This is a genomic window from Tepidimonas charontis (assembly GCF_007556685.1).
GTDB classification, from domain to species: domain Bacteria; phylum Pseudomonadota; class Gammaproteobacteria; order Burkholderiales; family Burkholderiaceae_C; genus Tepidimonas; species Tepidimonas charontis.
Map to the genome: position 1 here is coordinate 1 of NZ_VJON01000042.1, position 21,133 is coordinate 21,133.

The following is a 21,133-nucleotide window of genomic DNA, read 5'->3' on the forward strand; positions in this document are numbered from 1 at the left end:
ATGCTTGCTCGTGGTCATGGTTTGCCCTCCTTCAGGGTTCAAGGTCGATCTCGCAATCAACCTCTTACCATGACCACCCGCCCGCTTACTACCCCAGGCGATTTTGCACACAAGTCAGCACACTACCGCCATCTTTGGCGTGGCGGCGCTGGCCTCGGGCCGCGCGGCCATCCTTGGCTTTACCATGCCGGTGTGGACCGTGCTGCTGGGCGCGTTGTTTTTCGGGCAACCGCTGACGCGCCGCTCCAGTTTGGCCGCTCTGGCCGTGGTGGCGGCCGTCGGCCTGTTGTTGGCCGATGAGCTGGGCGCACTCGCCGGGCGTCCCATCGGCGTGGCGGTGATGTTGGGCGCTGCCATCAGCTGGGCCATCGGTACGCTGATGATGCGCCGCGCCCAGCTGACACTGCCAGTGGAGGCGCTGACGGTGTGGATGATGCTGCTGACCGCCGCCGCCCTGTGGGCACTGGCGCTGACGTTCGAGCCGTGGCCTCGATGGCAGTTCAGCCCGCGCATGTGGGGCCTGCTGGCCTACGGCGTGCTCATGAACTATGGCTTTGCGCAGATCATCTGGTTTTCGCTGGCGCGCCACCTGCTGCCGGCCACCAGCGCCATGAGCGTGATGATGGTGCCGCTGATCGGCACCATCAGCGCCACCTTCATCGCTGGCGAGTGGCCGCGCTGGACCGACGGTGTGGCCATGGTGTGCGTGATGGCGGCCATCGCCACGGTGCTGCTGCCGCCCGCCTTTTGGCGCAGCCTGCGGCGACGCTGACGGCGTGTGCGCTCAGGCGCGCGGCAGCGTCACACCGCGCTGACCCTGGTATTTGCCACCGCGGTCACGATACGACACTTCGCACACCTCGTCGCTTTCGAAAAACAACACCTGCGCGCACCCCTCGCCCGCATAGATCTTGGCCGGCAGCGGCGTGGTGTTGGAAAACTCCAGCGTCACGTAGCCTTCCCACTCCGGCTCGAACGGGGTGACGTTGACGATGATGCCGCAGCGCGCGTAGGTGCTCTTGCCCAGGCAAATGGTCAGTACGTTGCGCGGGATGCGGAAGTACTCCACCGTGCGCGCCAGCGCAAAGCTGTTGGGCGGGATGATGCAGTGGTCCCCGTGAAAATCGACGAAGCTCTTTTCGTCGAAATTTTTCGGGTCCACCACCGTGCTGTGGATGTTGGTGAAGACCTTGAACTCGGGCGCACAGCGGATGTCGTAGCCGTAGCTGCTGGTGCCGTAGCTGATGACCTTGCGGCCCTCGACCTCGCGTATTTGCGCGGGCTCGAACGGCTCGATCATGCCGTACTGCTCGGCCATGCGGCGGATCCACTTGTCGCTCTTGAGGGTCATGGTACGGATGGGCGGGGATGGCCAGATCGGCCCGCCATTGTACGCAAGCGCCCTGCGCGGCGCCGGCGAGCCGCTGTCGCGGCCCGCTGCCGCAGCCGCAGCGGGCCCAAGGTGCGCCGCTGGCGTGCGCGGCCGTCGATCACTGGCCGGCAGGCACCTTGCCGTCGATCCCTTTGACGAAGAAATTGACCTTGTCTTTCCAGTCCTGGTCGGCCTTGACCCCAGCGGCCAATACCTCTTTGCCGGTGTTGTCCACGATCGGCCCGGTGAAGACTTCGAAGTCACCGCTCTTGAGCCCGGCCTTGACCTCTTCGACCTGTTTCTTTGCCGCCTCGGGCACGATGTCGGCGATCTTGATCAGATCGTTGAGTCCTTCTTTGACGCCCCAGACGGTGCGCTTGGTCTGCCACGTGCCGTCCAACACCTCCTGTACCGCCTGGATGTAGTACGGGCCCCAGTTGACCACCGCCGACGCCAGGTGCGCCTTCGGGCCGAAGCTGCTCATGTCGCTGTCCCAGCCGAAGGCGTATTTGCCGTTTTTCTCGGCGGTTTGCAGCACGGCGGTGGAGTCGGTGTTTTGCAGCAGCACGTCGGCGCCCTGGTTGATCAGGCTTTGTGCGGCCTCGGTCTCTTTCGGAGGATCGAACCAGCTGTTGACCCACACGACCTTGACTTTGATATTGGGCTTGACGGTCTGCGCGCCCAAGGCATACGCGTTGATGTTGCGCAAAACCTCGGGAATCGGGAAGGAGCCCACGAAGCCGAGCGTGTTGGTCTTGGTCATGTGCCCGGCGATGATGCCCGCCATGTACGCATCCTGGTAGAAACTGGCGTCGTAGATGCGCATATTGGGCGCGGTCTTGTAGCCGGTGGCGTGCTCGAACTTCACGTCCGGAAACTCGCTGGCCACCTTGAGCATCGGTTCCATGAAACCGAACGAGGTGGCGAAAATGATTTTGTTGCCTTGGGCGGCCAGATCGCGGATCACGCGCTCGGCATCGGCGCCCTCGGGCACGCTCTCCACGAACGTTGTCTGCACCTTGTCGCCGAAGTGCGCCTCCACGGCCTTGCGACCCTGGTCGTGCGCGAACGACCAGCCGGCATCGCCCACGGGGCCGACATAGACCCATGCCGCCTTCAGCGGTTCGGCCTTCGGTGCTGCGGTCACGCTGGGGGCGGGCGCGGCGGCCTCTTCCTTCTTGCCACAACCCACCAAGGCGGCGCCGGCCACGACACCGAGTACTGCCACCGTGGCGGTGGACTTCAACCAAGCACGTTTGTTGCGATCGATCATGACTGAACTCCTGTGAGGTGAAAAGCAAAGAGGAACATGGGTGCAATCCCCGAATACAGGCGGCTTGGTATTCAGGCCCCCGGATGGAATGGCCGCCCCAGCGATTGCGGCATGTGCAGGCGAATCCACTGCGGGCTGCGCGATATCAGCACCAGCACCACGATCGTGGCCAGATAGGGCAACATGGTCAAGAACTGACTGGGCAGCCCCACACCCATGCCCTGCAGGGTGAACTGGATCATCGTCACCGCCCCGAACAGGTAGGCGCCAAGCAACACACGTGCCGGTCGCCAGGTGGCAAACGTGGTCAGGGCCAGCGCAATCCAGCCTTTGCCGGCAATTATGCCCTCCACCCACAGTGGGGTGTAGACGGTGGCGACGTACGCCCCTGCCAGGCCACACAGGGCCCCGCCCACCGCCACCGCTGCCAGACGAATGGCGCGCACCGGGTAGCCCAGTGCGTGGGCCGACTCGGGGTTTTCGCCGATACTGCGCAGCACCAATCCGGTGCGTGTGCGGTCATACAGCCACACCAGACCCAGCGCCAGTCCCATCGTGGCATACACCAGCGCGTGCTGCCGAAACAACGCCGGCCCCAGCCAGGGCAGATCGCCCAACCACGGCACGTGCGGCACGACCAATTCGGGCAGCTTGTACTGGGTGTACGGTTGCCCCAAAAAGGCCGACAACCCGGCGCCGAACAGGCTCAACGCCAGCCCCGTCGCGTATTGGTTGGTGTTCAGATAGACCACCAGGGCGCCGAACACCAGCGCCAGCGCGGCGCCCACTGCCGCCCCAGCGAAGAAGCCCAGCGGGTGCACGCCCAGGTGCACGACGGTGGCAAACCCCGCCAGCGCGCCGCACAGCATCATGCCCTCGGCGCCCAGGTTGACCACGCCAACCTTTTCGTTGATCAGCAGACCCAGCGCCGCCAGCGCCAATACGGTGCCGGCATTGAGCGACGCCGCAATCAGCAGCGCAAGCGCCTCCATGTCAAGCCCTCCTCCAGCGCAGGCGAAAATGAATCAGCGCATCACAGGCCAGCAAGGCAAAAAGCAGCAGGCCCTGAAAGACGCCGGTGATGGATTTGGGCAGACCAAGGCGCGACTGGGCCAATTCCCCCCCGATGACGAGCAGGCTCATCAGCCACGCCGCGCCGACGATGCCCACCGGGTGCAGCCGCCCGACGAAGGCGACGATGATGGCGGCGAATCCATAGCCCACCGGTACGTGCGGCGTCAGCTGCCCCACCGGCCCAGCCACCTCCAGCGCACCCGCCAGCCCCGCCAAGGCCCCCGAGACGCTCATGGTCAGCCACAACGACGCACGCTCGGAAAACCCCGCGTAGCGCGCCGCCGCCGGCGCCAGTCCCCCCACTTGCTGGGCAAAGCCCGCCAAGGTGCGCGTCATGAACAACCAGGCGGCCACCACGGCGCCGGCGGCCAGCACCAAACCCAGGTTGACGCGCAACCCGGCGAACAGGCGCGGCACCAGCGCTGAGGCGTCGAAGCGCTCGGTCTGCGGGAAGTTGAAGCCCATCGGGTCCTTCCACGGCCCGTAAACCACGTAGTTGAGCACCTGCACCGCCACGTACACCAGCATCAAACTGACCAGGATCTCGTTGGCGTGAAAGCGATCACGCAACGCAGCGGTGACGGCAGCCCAGGCCCAGCCACCCGCGATGCCGGCCAGCAACACCAACGGCCACACCGGGACCGCAGCACCCTTGAGCCCCAGCGCCACCCCGCCCGCGCACACCGCGCCGATGATGAATTGCCCTTCGGCACCGATATTCCACACGTTGGCGCGAAAGCCCAGCGCCAATCCCAAGGCGATGAGCACGAGCGGCGTGGCCTTGAGCATCAACTCGCTCCAGGCGCGCGCATCGCGCATCGGCTCCCAAAAAAAGACGCGCAGCGCCGCCAGCGGGTCTTTGCCGAGCAATGCGAATAACCCAATGCCCAGCACCACGGTCACCAGTGCTGCCAGCAACGGCGAGCCCACGCTCCACAGGCGCGACGGTGCGGGACGGCGCTCAAGCCGCCACATGGCCCGCCTCCTGCGCCCACAGGCCCGCCATCCAGGCCCCCACCTGCTCCACCGTGGCCTGTGCCACCGGCAGCGAAGGCGACAGCCGCCCTTGCGCCATCACGTACAGCCGATCGCACAACTCGAACAACTCGTCCAACTCCTCGCTGAACACCAGTACGGCGCAGCCCGCCTCGCGCAAGGCCACGATTTGCGCGCGAATTTGGGCGGCGGCGCCCACGTCCACGCCCCAGGTGGGCTGGGCGACGATGAATACGCTCGGGCGCGCTTCGATTTCGCGCCCGACGATGAATTTCTGCAGATTGCCGCCCGAAAGCGACTGCGCCGGCGCATCGACACCGGCCGCTTTGACGCCGTAGCGCTCGATAAGGGCAGCGGCCTGGGCGCGCAGGGCCTTGAGGTCGAGCCAGCCGCCGCGGCGCACCGCATCGCGCCGCGTCAGCAACAGGTTGTGCGCCAGGCCCAGACTGGGCACGGCGGCCCGCCCCAGGCGCTCTTCGGGTGCCGTGTGCAGACCGCGACGCCGCCGTGCCACGGGGCCGCAACGCGCAATATCCTCGCCACGCAAGCGAATGCTGCCCGCAGGCGCGGCCGTACTTTCGCCCGACAACACCTCCAACAGCTCACTTTGACCATTGCCCGACACCCCGGCGATGCCGACGATCTCACCGGCGCGCACCTGCAGCGCTACGTCGCGCAGCGCGGTGCCGTAAGGGCTGGGGCGCTCCAGCGTCAAGCCGCGCACCTCCAACATCACATCGCCACTGGCGGCGCGGTGCGGCGGCAGGGCGGGCGGCTCGCTGCCGATCATCAAGCGCGACAGCTCGGCATGGCTGGTCTGGCGCGGGTCGCACACACCACTGACGCGCCCGCCGCGCATCACGGTGCAGGCGTCGCACAGGGCTCGGATTTCGTCGAGCTTGTGGCTGATATAGAGGATGCTGCAACCTTCGCTGGCGAGCTGACGCAGCACGCCAAAGAGGCGCTGCACGGCCTGCGGGGTCAGCACCGAGGTTGGCTCGTCGAGAATGAGCAGCTGCGGCTGCGTCAACAAGGCACGCACGATCTCGACGCGCTGGCGCTCACCCACCGACAGGCTGTGCACCGGCCGGTGCGGATCGACATCCAAGCCGTACTCGCTCGCCTTGACCGCAATCGATTCGGCCACCTCGCGCAACGACAGCGCCCCCTGCAGCCCCAGCCAGACGTTTTCGGCGACGCTGAGCGTCTCGAACAAGCTGAAATGCTGAAACACCATGCTGATGCCCAACGCGCGCGCCTGCTGCGGATCGCGCACGTGCACCGGGCGGCCGTTGAACAGCATGACGCCATCGTCGGGCGCGACCACGCCATAGATGATTTTCATCAGCGTGGACTTGCCCGCACCGTTTTCGCCCAGCACGGCGTGGATGCTGCCCGGCGCCACCTGCAGCGAGACGGCGTCGTTGGCCAGCACGCCAGGGTAGCGCTTGGTGATCTGGTGCAGTTGCAGGCGCGGCGTTGGGGTCATGGTTGGCATGGCCCCGCCAAAGGGCCGGGGCGCAAAGGCCGCAATGGTAACGGCTCGCGGCGCCACTGGCTCAATCGAACAACGTGCCTTGGCGTGGCTCCTGCGATGGCCGCGCGGTGCGGGTCGGGCGCGGGTTGATGGCGGCCAGCGGCGGGCGAAAACCATCGGTGCGCAGCGGCGGGTGGCTCGGCTGCAAGCCCAGCCGCCGGCAGGCTTGGCTGAACCGCTGACGCCACAGCTCGGCCCAGACGCCGCGGCCGCTCATCCGCGTGCCGAAGCGGGCATCGTAGTCGCGCCCGCCGTGCAGGTCGCGCACACGCGCCAACACGCGCGCGGCGCGCTCGGGCACGTGCTGGCGCAACCACTCGGCAAACAGCGGCCGCACCTCGTTGGGCAGGCGCAGTACGGTGTAAAACGCGGCCGAGGCACCCGCTTCGGCGGCGGCGGCCAGCACGCGCTCCATGTCGTCGGTGAGGAACGGGATTTGCGGCGCCACGCTCACCCCGACCGGCACGCCGGCACGCGCCAGCACCTCGATCGTGCGCAAGCGCCGCCACGGAGCCGCAGCGCGCGGCTCCAGGCGTCGCGCCAGCGCTGCATCCAAGGTGGTCAGGGTGACGTAGACCGCACACAAACCATCCTGCGCCATCGGCGCAATCAGGTCCAGATCGCGCTCAACCCCGCTGCCCTTGGTCACCAACACCCAAGGGTGGCGGGTATCGTGCAGCACCTGCAGCACGGCGCGCGTCAGACGCAGCTCGCGCTCGATGGGCTGATAGGCGTCGGTGACCGAGCCGATGGCCACCGGCGCGGGCGTGTAGCCGGGGCGCGCCAGCTCGGCGCGCAGCACCTCGTCCAGCCCTTGGCGGGCGATGATGATGGTCTCGAAATCCAACCCCGGCGACAGGTCCAGATACGCGTGCGTCGGTCGCGCGTAGCAATAGGCGCAGCCATGCTCGCAGCCGCGATAGGGATTGAGCGAGCGATCGAAGCCGATGTCGGGCGAATCGTTGAAGGTCAGCGCGCTGCGCGGGCGCTCCCAGCGCACCTCGGTGCGTGGCGGCGTGGGGGCGTCGGCCTCGCGCGGCCAGCCATCGTCAAACGGCTCGCGCGCCTCGCTGGCGTAGCGGTGCGCCATGCGCGTGCTGCTGCCGCGCCCGCGCAGCGGGGTCGGCCATGGCATCGGCGACGGGGGCTCGACCATGGTTTAGGCGATCAGGATGGCGCGAAAATCGTTGACGTTGGTGTGCGTCGGGCCGGTCACGAACAGGTCACCCAGCGCAGCAAAGAAGCCGTAGCTGTCGTGCTGCGCCAGCGCCTGCTGCGCGGACAAGCCAGCCGCGTCGGCGCGCGCCAAAGTATCGGGCGTGACGAAGGCCCCGGCGTGCTCCTCGGTGCCATCGATACCGTCGGTGTCTGCCGCCAGCGCCCACACCCGCGCAGAGCCGTGCAACGCCAGCGCCAACGCCAGCGCAAATTCGCTGGCCCGCCCGCCGCGCGCTCGCGCCGCCAGCGGCACGTCCCCGCCCAGCGTAACGGTGGTCTCCCCCCCGGACAGCAGCACGCACGGCGGCCGAAACGGCCCGCGTCCCTGCCGGGCGTAGTGGGCCAGACCCGCGTGCACGCGTGCCACCTCGCGCGACTCGCCTTCGATGGCATCGCCCAGCACATAAGCGCGCCAGCCGCGGCGCTCGGCTTCGGCCGCGGCGGCTTGTAGGGCCTCATGCGGAGTCACCATCAGGCGTGTGGTGCATGACGCCCAGCGCGGATCGTCTGGCTTGGGTGTCTCCAGCGCGCCGCTTTGCAGCGCCGCGTGCACGGCGTCGGGCACCGCCAGCCGATAGCGCTGCAGCACCGCCAGCGCCTCGGCGCAGGTGCTGGGGTCGGGCACCGTGGGGCCGCTGGCGATCACCGCCGGATCGTCCCCCGGCACGTCGCTGATGGCCACCGTCCACACCGGCGCGGGAGCTGCCGCCATGGCCAGCCGCCCTCCCTGGATGCGCGACAGGTGCTTGCGCACCACGTTTATCTCGGCAATGGTGGCACCGCTGGCCAGCAACGCGCGCGTGATGGCTTGCCAGGCGCTCAACGACAGCCCGGCAACCGGCAGCGCCAGCAGCGCCGAGCCTCCGCCAGAGATGAGCGCGATCACCAAATCGTCGGTGCCGAGGCCCTGCACCGCGGCCAGCATCCGCTCGGCCGCGGCCATGCCGGCGGCATCGGGCACCGGATGCGCGGCCTCCCAAACGTCGATGCGCGCGGCCACCCCGGGCGGACGTGGCGGCGTGTGCCCATAGCGCGTTGCGACCGCGCCGCTCAGCGGTGCTTGCGCTGGCCACGCCGCCTCCAGCGCATACGCCATCGCCGCGGCCGCCTTGCCCGCCCCGACGACGACCGTGCGGCCCCGCGGCGGCGGTGGCAGATGGCGCGCCAGTTCGCGCTGTGGCTGCGCACGCGCCACCGCCGCCCCATACAACGCCTGCAACACCTCGCGTGCCTCGGCATCGCTGCTCGGCGTCGCCGTGGGGGTTTTGAAAACGGCTCCGGCCTGTTCGTCGTTCATCGGATCCTCCGCGCGCTCGTTGGGCCCATCGCGGCACCCGCTGGCGCTTTGTCGGTCTGGCCATGCACACCCGCCACACCCGCGCACGCACGGCCCAGGCCCAGGGCTTCGATCCAGCCAAGCCCGCGCTCTGTGCCACCTGGGGCGGGATCGGCCGGGACGTATTCGGCACCCACCCAGCCCGACCAACGACTCTCGTCCATGGCCGCCAGTAGGCCAGAAAAGTCCACGGCGGCGCTGCCCGGTTCATGGCGGCCCGGACAGTCGGCCCACTGGACGTGACCGACGCGGGCATGGCACTGACGCCAGCACGGCACCGGGTCCTGCCCCATACGGGCCACATGGTAGGCGTCGAATTGCAGCCGCAGCCCATCCCAGCCGACGCGCTCGATCACCTCCCATGCCACCTCCACCCTGTCCACCAAAAATCCGGGGATATCGACCGAATTGATGGCTTCCAGCCGCAGGCCGATGCCAAAGCGCGCGCAGGCCTCGGCGGCGGCGCGCAGATTGTCCACCAGCGTCGACAGCGCCTGCGTGCGCGTCACACCGGCGGGCACGCCCCCCGCGATGACGTTGACCTGCGGAGCCTGCAGCGTACACGCATAATCCAGCGCGGGGCCGATGCCCGCCCGAAACTCGGCCACCCGTTGCGGATGGCAGGCGATGCCGCGCTCACCGGCGGCCCAGTCGCCCGCCGGCAAATTGTGCAGCACCCAGCGCAACCCCAACTGCGCACAGCGGTCTGCCAGCGCCTGCGCTGGCACGGCGTACGGAAACTGACACTCCACGGCAACGAAGCCCGCCGCCGCCGCGTCCAAGCGCTGCAGCAGCGGGCGCTCGGCAAACAGCAGGCTGATGTTGGCCGCCAGCCCCCATCGGGCGGCGGGCCTCACGCCACGGCGCGGGTCAACGACGGCCGGCATGGAGCCTCCTCATCGGCGACGGTGGTGGTCTGGGTAAACGGCGGCAACGCCTGCAGGATGAGCCGTCCGTAGCCGGTACGGGTCAGGCGCGGGTCGTAACAGACGATGCGCGCACGGTCGTCCTCGGTGCGAATGGCGCGCCCCACCCACTGCAGCAGGCGTATCGTGGTGGCCGGCACCACCAGCTCCAGGAAGGGGTCGCGCCCCAGGCTGCGCAACCACTCGGCCCGTGCTTCGCCCACCGGATCATCAGGCGGGGCAAACGGCAACTTGGTGATGAACAGATCCGCACACAGATCACCCGGCAGGTCGAGCCCCTCGCCAAACGATTGCAGGCCAAATAGGATCGACGGCTCACCTGCGGCCACGCGCTCGCGATGGCGCGCCAGCAAGCGCGCGCGCGGCAGCTCCCCTTGCACCAGCACGCACGCACGCAGCGCTGGCGGCAACTGGGCAGCGGCGCGCTGCAGATGGCTGCGGGACGTAAACAGCACCAAAGCGCCGTGGCGCACCGCGGGCAAATCGCGCTGCAGGGCAGCCTGCACCGCCTCGTGGTAGGCATCGAGCGCGCGCGGATCGGCGGCGACCGCCGCCAGCACCAGACGCCCTTGGCGGGCATAGTCGAATGGACTGGGCGCCAGCACGGTGCGCACATCGGCGTCGTCAGCCAGGCCCGCTTCGCGCAGAAAGAAGTCGAAGCGCCCGCCGCCGGCCAGCGTGGCCGAGGTCAGCACCGCCCCACGCACCTGGCGCCACAGCTGTGTCCGCAGCAAGGCAGCCGGCTGAATCGGACTGGCGTGCGCCATCACCCGCACGCCATCGGCCGCTGCGTGCAACGTAAACCATTTGGCCAGCGGAGGCTGCCCCGGCTCGGCGGTGTGCAGCAGCCAGCGTGCGGTGTCGTGCGCAGCCTCCAGGCGCGGCGCCAGCGTGCCCAGCTGCGCGTACAGCTGCGACAGCCGCTGTGCCTGTTGCGGGCGCTCACGCAAGGCGCAACGCAGCGCCACCCCCACGGCGCGAACGGCATCGATCAACACGCCTGCCGCCGCCACTGCCCGCTGCAACGGCTCGACGAAGGCGGCCGGTATTTCACCGCGCGGCAAGCGTATTCGCAGCGGCGCAGGCGTTGCGGCCGCGTCGTCGCGCAGGCGCGCTCCCCACGCCTGCACGGCCTCACGCGCAGCTGCCTGCAGCGCCTGGCGCAGATGCGCCGCTGCCGCCGGCACCTCGGCCACGGCGTCGGTCTCCACCTCCTGCGCTGCTTTGAGCATACGGCTGGCGAGCTGATCGACCCAGGCCAGCCGCGTCAGGCCGCAGCGGCGCCCAAACTGCTCCAGCGCGATGGCTGGCAGATGATGGGCCTCATCGAGCACCAGCAAACACTGGTCCAGCTCGGGCAATTGGCGCGAGCCCAGCGTCGACAGCAACAAATCGTGGTTGACGACGATCAGCTGAGCGCCGACGAGCTGCTTGCGCTGCTGGTAGTAGGCGCAATCGCCATAGAGGGGACAGTGACGCGCGGTACAGGAAGCGGCTTCGGCGGCGATGGCGGCCCACCACGCCGCCTCCGGCGGCTCGGCCAGGCTGTCGCGATCACCGTCCCAGCGCCCGTGGGCCAAATCGTGCGCGCGTGCGCGCAGCCAAGCCTGCCGCTCGGCACTGGACGCCGCCGGTGCAGCGACGGCCTCATCGTCCAGTGCCGGCAGCTCGGCGTCGGGTTCGCTGAGCCAGCGCTCCAGCTTCAGGCGGCAGACGTAACGTCCGCGACCCTTGGCCAGGGCCCAGCGGAACGCAAAGGGCAGACGCTGCGCCAGCGCAGGCAAATCCTGCTGCACCAATTGCTCCTGCAGCGCCACGGTGGCCGTGGAGACGAGCACGCGCGTCTGTCGCGCCTGCGCCACCACCAAGGCGGGCGCCAGATAGGCCAGCGATTTGCCAACCCCGGTGCCCGCCTGGATGATCGCCAGTCGTCGCTGGGCCGTCGCGCCCTCCTCGGTCTGCCCCAACGTCACCGGGGCAAAGGTAGCCGCCACTTCGGCAGCCATCAGGCGCTGGCCCGGGCGCTGGCGCAGCGTCGGCGCGCTCGCAATCACGTCATCGAAAACCTGTACGGCGCGCTCAGCGACGTCGTCGGTGTTACTCATGAGCACCAAGTGTGACACAAGCGCCCCTTTTACCCCCGATAATGCGCGACAGCAGAGGGAATACCCCACGGACAGCCAGGGAGGACTCGCTACGCGCCGCTTCCCCCACCGCCTCATGACTGCCGATCCCGTGCCGCCGACCACCGAACCGCGCAACGCCACCGTCTGGGTGGAGTCGATGCTGCGGTCTTTCGCGGCGTATGCCGTGCCGGTGGCCGTGGCACTCATATCCCTGTGGGCGTTGTGGTTTTGGCCTGCCGAGTATCCAGAGGAATCCGCGCGCGCCCCGTTGCCGTTCCAGGCCCTGACGGTGGACGACGAGCGCGCCCCCGCGCAGGCCCTGCAGGCATTGGCGCTTCAGCCCGTGCGCACCGTCTGGGATACGCGGCTGTCCGAAACACCGCTGTGGGTACTGTTGGCGCTGCCCAACGCCGACGTCCCGGAGTCACCCGCCGTCGATTTCCCCTCGCGGCACGTGGTGGCGCTGCGTTGCTGGAATGCCGACACCCTTGTCCCACTGGGGGCCTTTCAGCGCGAGGGCGGCCCCAGTGCAAGCGGGGCGCTGCGCCCGTCGCGCGCCGGTGTCGCCCTGGTTGCCGAACCGCTGCCGCAGCGTGTGCTGTGCGAGGCCCGCTTCACCGGTCCCGCGCGTTTCACGGCCAAGTTACGCAGTGTCGAAGAGCTGGCTGCGCTGGAGCGTCAGTTCCACCGCCAGGCGGGCTGGATCGATGGCGGCTTGTTGCTGTTGGCGCTGTTTACGCTGATCGCGGGCCTGATCAACCGCGAGCGCACCTACCTCGTCTTCGCCGCCTGGCTGGTCATCAACATGCGCATGGCGGCGCTGTCCGGCGGCTGGGATTACCAATGGCTGGGACATGTGGTGCCGGTGCCGTGGCTGACGCCGATGCGCCAGCTCACGCTCGCTCTGTACTCCACCGTCACGGTGGTGCTGTTTCGCTTTCTGTTCGACGACGACCTGCGCCGCACCCGCACCCTCAGCCCGGTTCGACTGGTGCTGCTGGCGTGCGTGCCGGTGTTGGCGGCCGCCGTGGTGCTGCCCTATCGGCATTTCCTGCCCCTGATCTGGACGGCCACCGCCATCGGCGCACTGGTGCTGGGTTACGCCTTGGTGGTCATTCTGATCCGCACACGCTCCACCGTGGCCATGTGGTATGCCGCCTCCATGGCCGTCACGCTGCTGGCCAGCCTGTACGAAGTCATCGCCGCGGCGCTCGGCCTACGCGGGCTCATCGGTACCTTCGACAGCGTCACGGCGGCCTTGGCGTCCAGCCTGTTGGCGTCGCTGGCCATCGCCGAGCAGTTTCGCCAGGAGCACTTGCAGCGCGTGGCGCTGCAGGCCGAGCTGCAACACACCTTCGACTTTTTGCCGATCGGCCTGTTCACACTCGACCCCGCCGGGCGCTTCCTCAGCACCAACCCGGCCCTGCAGACGATTCTGGGGCGCACCATCGAAGCCGAGCGCGAGCATTGGGAGACGCTGTTTCCGCGCTACGAGTGGACGCAACTCGACGCCGCCAGCGGCAGCAGCGGCACGGTCGAATTCGAAACCAGCTTGATCCAGGACGACGGCATCGGACGGCGCTTTTTGGTGCGTGCCGCCCGCGCTGGCGACAAGATCGAAGGCACGCTGCAAGACATCACCGACAAGGTTCGCACCCACGAGCACCTGCAGTTTCTGGCCGACCATGACCCGCTCACCAAGGCACTCAACCGCCGCGGCGTCGAGGCCTGCCTCAGTCGGGGGTTGCAGCGCTTGCGTCGCGGCAAACCGCTAGCCGCGGCCTACTTGGACTTGGATCGCTTCAAGCTCATCAACGATTTGTATGGCCACGTCGCGGGCGACGCCGTGCTGCAGCAGGTGTGCGAGCGCGTACAGCAGCCACTGGCATCGCACATGTACCTGGGGCGCGTCGGTGGCGACGAATTTTTGCTCGTCATGCTCGACACCCCGCTGCATCGCGCCGAAACGGTGTGTCGCGACATCCTGACGCGGCTGGCGAGTGAACCGTATCAAGTGGGTGATCGAGCGTTTCAGGTGCGTGGCTCGATCGGCTTGATCGAAGTCACCGCCGGCATGACGGCCAAAGACGTCGTTGCCACGGCCGACCGCGCCTGCCGCGAAGCCAAACGGGGGCGCTCGACCAGCTTGGTCGTGTACGAGCATGGCTCGCAGGCGTTTCGCGAGCACGAGGCCGAAATGCAGCTGGTCGAACGCCTGGCGGCAGGCGAGGAGATCGAAGGTCTCTACCTGGAAATGCAACCCATCGTGTCGTTGCGGCATCCGGCCCAATCGCTCAATTTCGAGGTCTTGCTGCGCATGCAAGACGCCACCGGCAGCCGCGTGCCCACGGAGCGCCTCATCCGTGCTGGCGAGAACGCCGGCCGCATGAGTGCCATCGACCGCTGGGTCGTCGCCGCGATGCTCGGCTGGCTGACGCAGCATCAGTCCCAGCTGCCGACCAACCAATTCATCTGCCTCAACCTCAGTGGCGCTTCGCTCAACGACGAGCGCTTCATCCACGACATGCTCGAGATGCTCGAGCGCCACCGCGACATCGCGCACCGCCTGTGCTTCGAAGTCACCGAAAGCGTCGCCCTGCACGACATCGGCAACTCCCGGCGCTTCATCGACCGGCTGCGCACGCTCGGTGCCAAGGTGGCGCTGGACGACTTCGGCGCCGGCTACACCTCGTTTTCCTACTTGAAGGATCTGCCGGCCGATATCCTGAAGATCGACGGCAGCTTCATCGTCAACATGAACCGTCACCCGGCCAACGTCGCCATCGTCGAAGCCATCGTCAGCCTGGCGCAAAACCTGGGCATGAAGACCATCGCCGAGTGGGCCGAAGACTTCGAAACGGTGGAGACCTTGGCCGAAATCGGCGTCGACTTCGTACAGGGCTACGCCGTCTCGCGTCCGGTGTCGGCAGATCGCATATTGGCAGCGCGGTCGGGGGCCGATTTCATCAGCGACGAACGCATCAGCACCTACCTCAATACCTTGCCCCCCGACGACGAATTTGCCGGGGTCGATTGGGTGTTGGGTGCGCCGCCATCTGCCCCGGCCGCCGCCAAGCCTCAATCCAATTCGATGTCCGGGTGATCGGTCTCGAACCAAAAGGTGTACAGCGGATGCTGCGCCCCCTCGCGGCGCGCATTGGCGATGTCGCAAAACATCACGCGGTGCGGCAAATCGAATACGTGCGCCAGGGGCACGAAACCGAGCTCGGGCTGCACGTCGCGGAACATCAGCCGGGCATACTGTCGGTCCAGCGGTGCACGCGCCGTCACCAGCACGTAGCGCACCCCTTGGCGCTCACACCAAAAGTACGCCGCCTTCAGCATCACCGTCTTGACGAAGCGGCTATGCTGCGCCTGCGCCACCGCCAGCCGAGTCACCTCGGCGCAGCGAGCGGTGGCCATCGCCGCCGGCAGCGTGAAAGACTGTTCCAACACCAACGGGCCGTGCGCGTTGGTCTGCACGCGCATCGTGCCCAGCAGGGAGCCGTCCACTTTCGATTCGGCCAGCAACACCGCCACCCCCGGCGCGCGATCGGTGGCATCGGGCTCGCGCAATCCCTGCGTCAACGCGGCGGGCAGGTGACGGCTGTAGGCGGCGTGACGCAGTTGCGCGGCGCGGCGCAAATCGCCTTCGCCGTGCGCCAGGCGCACCGTGAACGGCAACCGCTCGACGGCACGCGCCGCCTGTGCGGTTGCATCATCGGGTAAACCGTACGGCGCCCACTGACCAGGCCACCCGTGGTGGGCGATATCGGATCGGGTTGCAACACCTGAGACGGACATGGGTCGTTCCTCCAAACACACGCCCCTCCTGCCCGGGGCTTGCCCTCGCTGTAGAAAAACTCCGCCCGCACTGGAGTCGGCAAGGCGCCGTTTTGCCTGTCGGACACTTTCCGACAAGGGCATCGGCATTTGGAAGGACACGCGCGCAACGCCGTGACCAGCGGCCTGCGTGGGCACGCCAGCCGTGGCCGCCACCGATACTCGACCGTCCGCTCAGGCAGCCGTGCGTGGTGCGTCATGGCCCGTCGGCAAGCCGCTTACAATCGCATCCGACCACGGGCTGAATGCAGCGATGGCTGATGAATCGGCATCGGGCGCGCGTCCGTAGCCGGACCGGCCACAGGTGCTTCATCGGCGCGGCAAGCGGGCCACAATATCGTGGCTGGGTAGGCGCGGCCCCAGGTCGTCGTCAGGAAGGGTGGCAGAGTGGTCGATTGCACCGGTCTTGAAAACCGGCGATGGGCAACCATCCGTGGGTTCGAATCCCACCCCTTCCGCCAATAGATCATTCATGCCGCAACGCCTCGATGGGATCGAGGCGCGCGGCGCGGCGTGCGGGCACGTAGCCAAACAGCACGCCGATGGCCGCCGAAAATGCAAACGCCACCGCGTTGATGGTGGGATCGAAGGCGAACGGCACCTGCATCAGGCGACTGATGGCCACACTCGCTCCCAAGGCCAACAAGAGCCCGACCAAGCCGCCCAGCGCCGCCAGCACCACCGCCTCGACCAGGAATTGGCCCATGACGTCGCGCTCGCGCGCTCCGATGGCCAGCCGCAGGCCGATTTCGCGCGTGCGCTCGGTGACGCTGACCAGCATGATGTTCATGATGCCGATGCCACCCACCAACAGGCTCACCGCCGCCACCGCCCCTAGCAGCAGGGTCATGATGCGGGTGGTGCCGGCCATGGTCTCGGCCAGCTGCTGAGTGTCCAAGATATTGAAGTTGTCTTCTTCTTCCTCGGCCAGGCTGCGCCGTTCACGCAAAATCTGGCGCAGCGCGGCCTTCACCGCGTCGGCGTCGGCGCCGTCTTGCATCGACACGTGCAGCGTGTACACACGTGTGTGCCCGACCACGCGCCGGTGCAGCGTGTTGATGGGCATCAGCACGATGTCATCCAGATCCTGGCCGAATGCACCCTGCCCCTTGGGCGCCAAAACACCCACCACTTCGCACGGCACCTGGCGCACGCGCACGGTGTCGCCGACGGGCGAAGCGGTGCCGTAGAGCTCACGCCGCACCGTCTCGCCAACCAGGCATACGGCGGCACCCACGCGCAACTCATCCTCGGTGAACGGGCGCCCCTCGGCCAGGGTCCAGTTGTTGGTCAGCAGCCAGTCATCGGAGCCGCCGACGATGCTGCTGGACCAATTGCGCCCATTGGCTACCACGGTGCCGCCCGTACGCGTCTCGGCGGCCACCGCCCATACCCCGGGCACTTGGCTGGCCAGCACCGCCGCGTCACTCAGCTTGAACCAAGGCGCCCCGCCACTGCCGCCCGGGCCCAGGCGCTGGCCTGGGCGCACCTGCAACAGATTGACACCCAGACTGGCGATTTGCTGCTGGATGGCACGCGTGGCGCCGTTGCCCACGGTCACCATGGTCACCACCGCCGCCACGCCGATCACCACGCCCAGCACCGTCAGGAAGGAGCGCAACAGATTGCGCCGGATCGAGCGCAGCGCCAGCCACAGCGTATTGAGCCACATCGCCTCTAGCCCTCCTGCACGTGGCCGGTTTCAGCAGCGCCCGTCGGTCCGTTGGCATCGCCGCCTGCCTCGCCCTGCATGTTTGCCGCGGCGACAACCGTTTCCGCATCGCCGTCGCGCTCGATGCGCCCATCGCGAAAATGCAGCACGCGCTGGGCGTAGGCAGCGATGTCGGCTTCGTGGGTGACCATCAGCACCGTCAGGCCACGTTCGCGGTTCAGACGCTGGATCAGCGTCATGATTTCGTGGCTGCGCCGCGAGTCCAGGTTGCCGGTGGGTTCGTCGGCCAACAGCACGCGGGGCTGGGTGACGATGGCGCGCGCAATCGCCACGCGCTGCTGCTGCCCGCCAGAGAGTTCGGCCGGTGTGTGATGCTCCCAACCGGCCAGCCCCACCTCGGCCAAGGCGGCGCGCGCGGCGGCATGGCGCTGGCGCACCGGCACGCCGCGGTAGATGAGCGGCAGCTCGACGTTTTCCTGCGCGGTGGTGCGCGGCAGCAGATGAAAGCCCTGAAACACGAAGCCGAGATAGTGACGTCGCAACACGGCCCGCTCGTCGCGCGAGAGGGTCTGCACCGGCGTACCCAAAAAGCGGTATTCACCGCCGGTGGGCGTGTCCAACAAACCCAGGATATTCATCGCCGTTGACTTGCCCGAGCCACTGGGCCCCATGATGGCGACGAACTCCCCCGCAGCGACGGTCAAATCGATGCCACGTAGCGCCGCGAAGGCGGCGCTGCCCTGGCCGTAGACGCGCGTGACCGCGCGCAGCGCGATCAGAGGGGCCGCGGCGCCCGACGTCGTGCTCATCGACCGCGCGCTCCCGTGCGTTGCTCGATGATCACCGGCAGGCCCTCTTCGATGCCCTCACCGCTGACCTCGGACATTCGCCCGTCGCTGATACCGACCGTGACCGGAATGGCCACCGGCTGGCCATCGCGCAGCACCCACAGCTGGCGCGGGCCGCCGCGGTTGTCCAGCCGCGCCGTTTTGCGGCCCACGCTGGGCGCCTTGGGCAGCAGCATTCCGGCCAGACTGCCCGAGCCGCTGGCCGCGTTCGATTCCCTGGGGGTGAAGCGCAGCGCCGTGTTGGGCACCAGCAGCACGCCCGTGCGCTCCACGGCGCGAATACTGGCGGTGGCGGTCATACCAGGGCGCAACGAGCCGTCGGCGTTGTCCACGTCCAGCGTGGCGGTGTAGGTGACGACGTTGTCGGTTTTGGTGGCGCCAAAGGCGACCCGGCCCACCCGGGCTGGGTAGCGCCGACGCGGGTAGGCGCTGACGGTGAAGGTGGCCGGCAAGCCTTCGTGCACGACCCCGATGTCGGCCTCATCGACCGCCACATCGAGCTTGAGGCGCCGCAAATCTTGGGCGATCGTCAGCAAGGTCACCGCTTGCAGCGACGCGGCGACGGCGTTACCGGGATCGACGTTGCGCGCCAGCACCACACCGTCGATCGGCGAACGAATCGACGCCTTGGACAAATTCGTCTCGGCGGTGGAGAGGTTGGCGCGGGCTTGCTGCACGCTGGCGCGGGCACTGCGCTGTGCAGCCTCGGCACGCGCCAGCGCCGCGCGTGCGCTGTCGAGTTCGGCGGCCGACGGCGTTTGCCCCCCCGACAGCCGCGCCACCTCCTCCAGCCGCGCCAGCGCCGCCCGCGCCTCGGCCGCGCCGGCATCGGCCTGGGCCACTTGCGCTTCGGCCACCGCCACCGCGGCACGGGCGCTGTCCACCTGGTCCTGCAACTTGGCGGTATCCAACACCACCAGCACTTGCCCTTGGCGCACGCGGTCGTTGACGTCCACCCGCACCTCGCGCACAGTGCCCGACAGTTCGCTGCCCACGTTGACCGAGCGCAGCGGTTGCAAGGTGCCGTTGGCGGTGACGGTGAGGGTCAGATCACCGCGGCGCACGGGCTCGGTGACATAGACCGGCTGCGCCTGCTGCGCGCGCTGGGCCTGCCAGGCGCGCAGGCCCACGCCCGCCGCCAGCACGACGGCCAAGCCGATGGCCCAGACGACCGGGCGGCGCCACCAACGGCGCGCACGCGCCCGCGCCAGTAAGGTCTGCACATCGTCCGGGGGCGTGGAGGCCGAAACAGAAGAAGGGATGTGGTCATTCATGACGTTTACTGTCGTTGGGACGGAGCACCATCCACTGCCGCGCCCACCGCGGGCATGGCAACGGCCGGCGTGTCGGCCGCATCATCGGCGCCCAGCGCCAGCCGCAAGCGCACGTGCTGGGCCGCCCAGTCCGCCTGGGCTTGTACGGCATCGGTGCGGACGGCGATCACCGTGCGTTGGGCGTCGAGCCAACTGCGCAGATCGGTCAACCCGGCGGCATAGCGCTGCGCTGCCGCCTGCTCGGCCGCCACGGCGTCGCGCTCGGCCGCCTGTAGCCACTGCTGCCGCTCCTGCAAGCCAGCCAGTGCGGTGAGCGCGTTTTCCACGTCTTTGAGGGCGTTGAGCAGCGTCTGCGCCAAGTCAGCGCGGGCGCGCTCCACCGCCGCCTCCTGCGCCAGCACCTGCGCCCGCGCCGCACCGCCATCGAACAGCGAGGCCGCCGCGCGCAGCACGAAGCTGCGGGTCAAGCCGTCGATGTCGAACAGCTCGCTGACGCGCGGCGCACTCCAAGCCAAGCTACCGCCCAGGCTGAGCGTCGGCCAACGCGCCGCCTCGGCCTGCTGTACGCGCGCCATGGCGGCGCGCAGGTTGGCTTGGGCCGCGGCGACATCGGCACGGCGCGCCAGCACGTCGGCCGGGACGGGCAGTCGCCACGCTGCCGGTGGCTGCGGCGGCTGTCGAGGGATGGGCAGGTCCGCCTGCGGCGGCTGCCCGGTCAGCACCGCCAGCGCGTGCCGCGCCTGCTGCCACTGGGTGTTCAGACTGGGCAGCGCCGCCTGCGCTTGCGCCACGCTGGCGCGTGCCGTGGCGGCGTCCTGCTCACTGGCCAGGCCGCCCTGCGCGCGCCACAGGGTCAGTTGCAGGGCACGCTGCACGGCATCGACGTTGTCGCGCGCCAGCCGCAGCCGCTCGCCTGCACTCCAGACCTCGATCCAGGCCAGCGCCACGTTGGCGGCCAGGGTCTGGCGTGCCAGTTTGGCCAGCGCTTGCGCCGCGGCCAGATCTTCCTGCGCGGCGCGGCTACCCGCCGCCCGCCGGCCCAGCCAATCGAGCTCCCAGCCGGCCTCCAGTTGGGCCTGCCAACGCGTGCTCGACGGCGCAGCACCGCTGCGCACCCGCGCGGCGCTGGCCGCCGCCGACACCGTGGGGCCTTGCGCTGCTTGGGCCTGCGCCAAGGCAGCGCGCGCCTGCACGACTGCGGCCAACTTGCTGCGTACGTCGGGGTGCGCCTGCCCAGCGCGCTCGATCAAGCGCATCAACTCGGCGTCGCCCCACGCGGCCCAGTCGGCCCAGTCTGCAGGCTCAGCGGCGCCGCGCTCCGGCGTCGTCTGGACTGCCGCGTCGGTCGGCGCGCCGTGCTCGGCGTCAGTCGTGTGCGGCAACGATGATGAGGCGCCAGCCGCCGCCGGCGCAGCCTGCCAGGCACTCGGCACCACCACGTCCGGCACCGCGCGCAGCGCAGTCAGTTCGGGTGCAGCGCTCGGCAGCGCGCAGCCGCCCAGCGCAGCGAGCACGCCTGCGTACAGCACGACAGGGGGGCGTAAACGCATCACGAAAACCAAGGATGGAAATGGAATGCCACGGCCGCGGGTATCGCCACCACCACGCGTACGCGCCTTGTGGCGCGCCTGTGACGGG

16 protein-coding genes and 1 tRNA gene are annotated in these 21,133 nt (G+C 68.5%); 3 read left to right on the forward strand and 14 right to left on the reverse strand.

Translation table 11 applies throughout. The annotated features are described in order from the left end of the window. The first annotated feature begins 103 nt into the window (after window positions 1–103). Window positions 104–772, forward strand: a complete 669-nt coding sequence (locus Tchar_RS11055) for a DMT family transporter (RefSeq protein ID WP_236640441.1) — start codon at window positions 104–106, stop codon at window positions 770–772. 12 nt (window positions 773–784) lie between these two features. Here the strand turns inward: Tchar_RS11055 and dcd are convergent, their stop codons facing one another. From dcd to dinG, 9 genes are all read right to left on the reverse strand, one after another. Further along, window positions 785–1,351, reverse strand: coding sequence for a dCTP deaminase (dcd, locus tag Tchar_RS11060; protein WP_144329070.1), 567 nt, complete (start codon window positions 1,349–1,351; stop codon window positions 785–787). A 139-nt stretch (window positions 1,352–1,490) separates the two neighbouring features. Further along, on the reverse strand, window positions 1,491–2,645 hold the full coding sequence (locus Tchar_RS11065; protein ID WP_144329071.1) for a BMP family ABC transporter substrate-binding protein: 1,155 nt from the start codon (window positions 2,643–2,645) through the stop codon (window positions 1,491–1,493). A gap of 71 nt (window positions 2,646–2,716) precedes the next feature. Next, on the reverse strand, window positions 2,717–3,637 hold the full coding sequence (locus Tchar_RS11070) for an ABC transporter permease (RefSeq protein ID WP_144329072.1): 921 nt from the start codon (window positions 3,635–3,637) through the stop codon (window positions 2,717–2,719). Window position 3,638: 1 nt separating this feature from the next. Then, on the reverse strand, window positions 3,639–4,694 hold the full coding sequence (locus tag Tchar_RS11075; RefSeq protein ID WP_144329073.1) for an ABC transporter permease: 1,056 nt from the start codon (window positions 4,692–4,694) through the stop codon (window positions 3,639–3,641). Beyond that, window positions 4,681–6,204 carry an ABC transporter ATP-binding protein gene (locus Tchar_RS11080; RefSeq protein WP_144329074.1) on the reverse strand — a complete coding sequence of 508 codons (1,524 nt, stop codon included), beginning with the start codon at window positions 6,202–6,204 and terminating at the stop codon, window positions 4,681–4,683. The genes Tchar_RS11075 and Tchar_RS11080 overlap by 14 nt, the downstream gene beginning before the upstream one ends. Before the next feature lie 70 nt (window positions 6,205–6,274). After that, a complete protein-coding gene (locus Tchar_RS11085; protein WP_201739358.1) occupies window positions 6,275–7,408 on the reverse strand; it encodes a PA0069 family radical SAM protein in 1,134 nt (377 codons plus the stop codon). A gap of 3 nt (window positions 7,409–7,411) precedes the next feature. Next, the gene (locus Tchar_RS11090; RefSeq protein ID WP_144329075.1) at window positions 7,412–8,767 is read right to left on the reverse strand and encodes a glycerate kinase type-2 family protein; all 1,356 of its coding nucleotides are present in this window, start codon (window positions 8,765–8,767) and stop codon (window positions 7,412–7,414) included. Beyond that, window positions 8,764–9,693 carry a hydroxypyruvate isomerase family protein gene (locus tag Tchar_RS11095; RefSeq protein WP_144329076.1) on the reverse strand — a complete coding sequence of 310 codons (930 nt, stop codon included), beginning with the start codon at window positions 9,691–9,693 and terminating at the stop codon, window positions 8,764–8,766. Before Tchar_RS11095 ends, Tchar_RS11090 begins: the two co-directional genes overlap by 4 nt. Further along, complete coding sequence (gene dinG, locus Tchar_RS11100; RefSeq protein ID WP_144329077.1) at window positions 9,660–11,837, reverse strand: ATP-dependent DNA helicase DinG; 2,178 nt, start codon at window positions 11,835–11,837, stop codon at window positions 9,660–9,662. The genes Tchar_RS11095 and dinG overlap by 34 nt, the downstream gene beginning before the upstream one ends. A gap of 115 nt (window positions 11,838–11,952) precedes the next feature. Between dinG and Tchar_RS11105 the strand changes: the two genes are divergently transcribed. Further along, on the forward strand, window positions 11,953–14,961 hold the full coding sequence (locus tag Tchar_RS11105) for a putative bifunctional diguanylate cyclase/phosphodiesterase (protein WP_144329078.1): 3,009 nt from the start codon (window positions 11,953–11,955) through the stop codon (window positions 14,959–14,961). Here the strand turns inward: Tchar_RS11105 and Tchar_RS11110 are convergent. Further along, the gene (locus tag Tchar_RS11110; RefSeq protein WP_144329079.1) at window positions 14,937–15,662 is read right to left on the reverse strand and encodes an N-acyl amino acid synthase FeeM domain-containing protein; all 726 of its coding nucleotides are present in this window, start codon (window positions 15,660–15,662) and stop codon (window positions 14,937–14,939) included. The two genes, Tchar_RS11105 and Tchar_RS11110, sit on opposite strands and share 25 nt — an antisense overlap. Window positions 15,663–16,074: 412 nt before the next feature. Between Tchar_RS11110 and Tchar_RS11115 the strand changes: the two genes are divergently transcribed. Continuing rightward, window positions 16,075–16,162 (forward strand) — tRNA-Ser (locus Tchar_RS11115). A gap of 5 nt (window positions 16,163–16,167) precedes the next feature. Here the strand turns inward: Tchar_RS11115 and Tchar_RS11120 are convergent. Genes Tchar_RS11120 through Tchar_RS11135 form a run of 4 tightly spaced genes read right to left on the reverse strand, consistent with a single transcriptional unit; the run spans window position 16,168 to window position 21,045 of the window. Then, a complete protein-coding gene (locus tag Tchar_RS11120) occupies window positions 16,168–17,373 on the reverse strand; it encodes an ABC transporter permease (RefSeq protein WP_144329080.1) in 1,206 nt (401 codons plus the stop codon). Between the two features lie 5 nt (window positions 17,374–17,378). Further along, window positions 17,379–18,182, reverse strand: a complete 804-nt coding sequence (locus tag Tchar_RS11125) for an ABC transporter ATP-binding protein (protein ID WP_144329081.1) — start codon at window positions 18,180–18,182, stop codon at window positions 17,379–17,381. Further along, complete coding sequence (locus Tchar_RS11130) at window positions 18,179–19,495, reverse strand: efflux RND transporter periplasmic adaptor subunit (protein WP_144329082.1); 1,317 nt, start codon at window positions 19,493–19,495, stop codon at window positions 18,179–18,181. The genes Tchar_RS11125 and Tchar_RS11130 overlap by 4 nt, the downstream gene beginning before the upstream one ends. Before the next feature lie 5 nt (window positions 19,496–19,500). Further along, the gene (locus tag Tchar_RS11135) at window positions 19,501–21,045 is read right to left on the reverse strand and encodes a TolC family protein (protein ID WP_144329083.1); all 1,545 of its coding nucleotides are present in this window, start codon (window positions 21,043–21,045) and stop codon (window positions 19,501–19,503) included. Window positions 21,046–21,133 lie beyond the last annotated feature (88 nt).

What these genes read in the sequence shown, in the direction of transcription:
- dcd (WP_144329070.1), bottom strand. Translation starts at nt 1,351, where the DNA reads ATGACCCTCAAGAGCGACAAGTGGATCCGCCGCATGGCCGAGCAGTAC.
- Tchar_RS11065 (WP_144329071.1), bottom strand. Translation starts at nt 2,645, where the DNA reads ATGATCGATCGCAACAAACGTGCTTGGTTGAAGTCCACCGCCACGGTG.
- Tchar_RS11070 (WP_144329072.1), bottom strand. Translation starts at nt 3,637, where the DNA reads ATGGAGGCGCTTGCGCTGCTGATTGCGGCGTCGCTCAATGCCGGCACC.
- Tchar_RS11075 (WP_144329073.1), bottom strand. Translation starts at nt 4,694, where the DNA reads ATGTGGCGGCTTGAGCGCCGTCCCGCACCGTCGCGCCTGTGGAGCGTG.
- Tchar_RS11080 (WP_144329074.1), bottom strand. Translation starts at nt 6,204, where the DNA reads ATGACCCCAACGCCGCGCCTGCAACTGCACCAGATCACCAAGCGCTAC.
- Tchar_RS11085 (WP_201739358.1), bottom strand. Translation starts at nt 7,408, where the DNA reads ATGGTCGAGCCCCCGTCGCCGATGCCATGGCCGACCCCGCTGCGCGGG.
- Tchar_RS11090 (WP_144329075.1), bottom strand. Translation starts at nt 8,767, where the DNA reads ATGAACGACGAACAGGCCGGAGCCGTTTTCAAAACCCCCACGGCGACG.
- Tchar_RS11095 (WP_144329076.1), bottom strand. Translation starts at nt 9,693, where the DNA reads ATGCCGGCCGTCGTTGACCCGCGCCGTGGCGTGAGGCCCGCCGCCCGA.
- dinG (WP_144329077.1), bottom strand. Translation starts at nt 11,837, where the DNA reads ATGAGTAACACCGACGACGTCGCTGAGCGCGCCGTACAGGTTTTCGAT.
- Tchar_RS11105 (WP_144329078.1), top strand. Translation starts at nt 11,953, where the DNA reads ATGACTGCCGATCCCGTGCCGCCGACCACCGAACCGCGCAACGCCACC.
- Tchar_RS11110 (WP_144329079.1), bottom strand. Translation starts at nt 15,662, where the DNA reads ATGTCCGTCTCAGGTGTTGCAACCCGATCCGATATCGCCCACCACGGG.
- Tchar_RS11120 (WP_144329080.1), bottom strand. Translation starts at nt 17,373, where the DNA reads ATGTGGCTCAATACGCTGTGGCTGGCGCTGCGCTCGATCCGGCGCAAT.
- Tchar_RS11125 (WP_144329081.1), bottom strand. Translation starts at nt 18,182, where the DNA reads ATGAGCACGACGTCGGGCGCCGCGGCCCCTCTGATCGCGCTGCGCGCG.
- Tchar_RS11130 (WP_144329082.1), bottom strand. Translation starts at nt 19,495, where the DNA reads ATGAATGACCACATCCCTTCTTCTGTTTCGGCCTCCACGCCCCCGGAC.
- Tchar_RS11135 (WP_144329083.1), bottom strand. Translation starts at nt 21,045, where the DNA reads ATGCGTTTACGCCCCCCTGTCGTGCTGTACGCAGGCGTGCTCGCTGCG.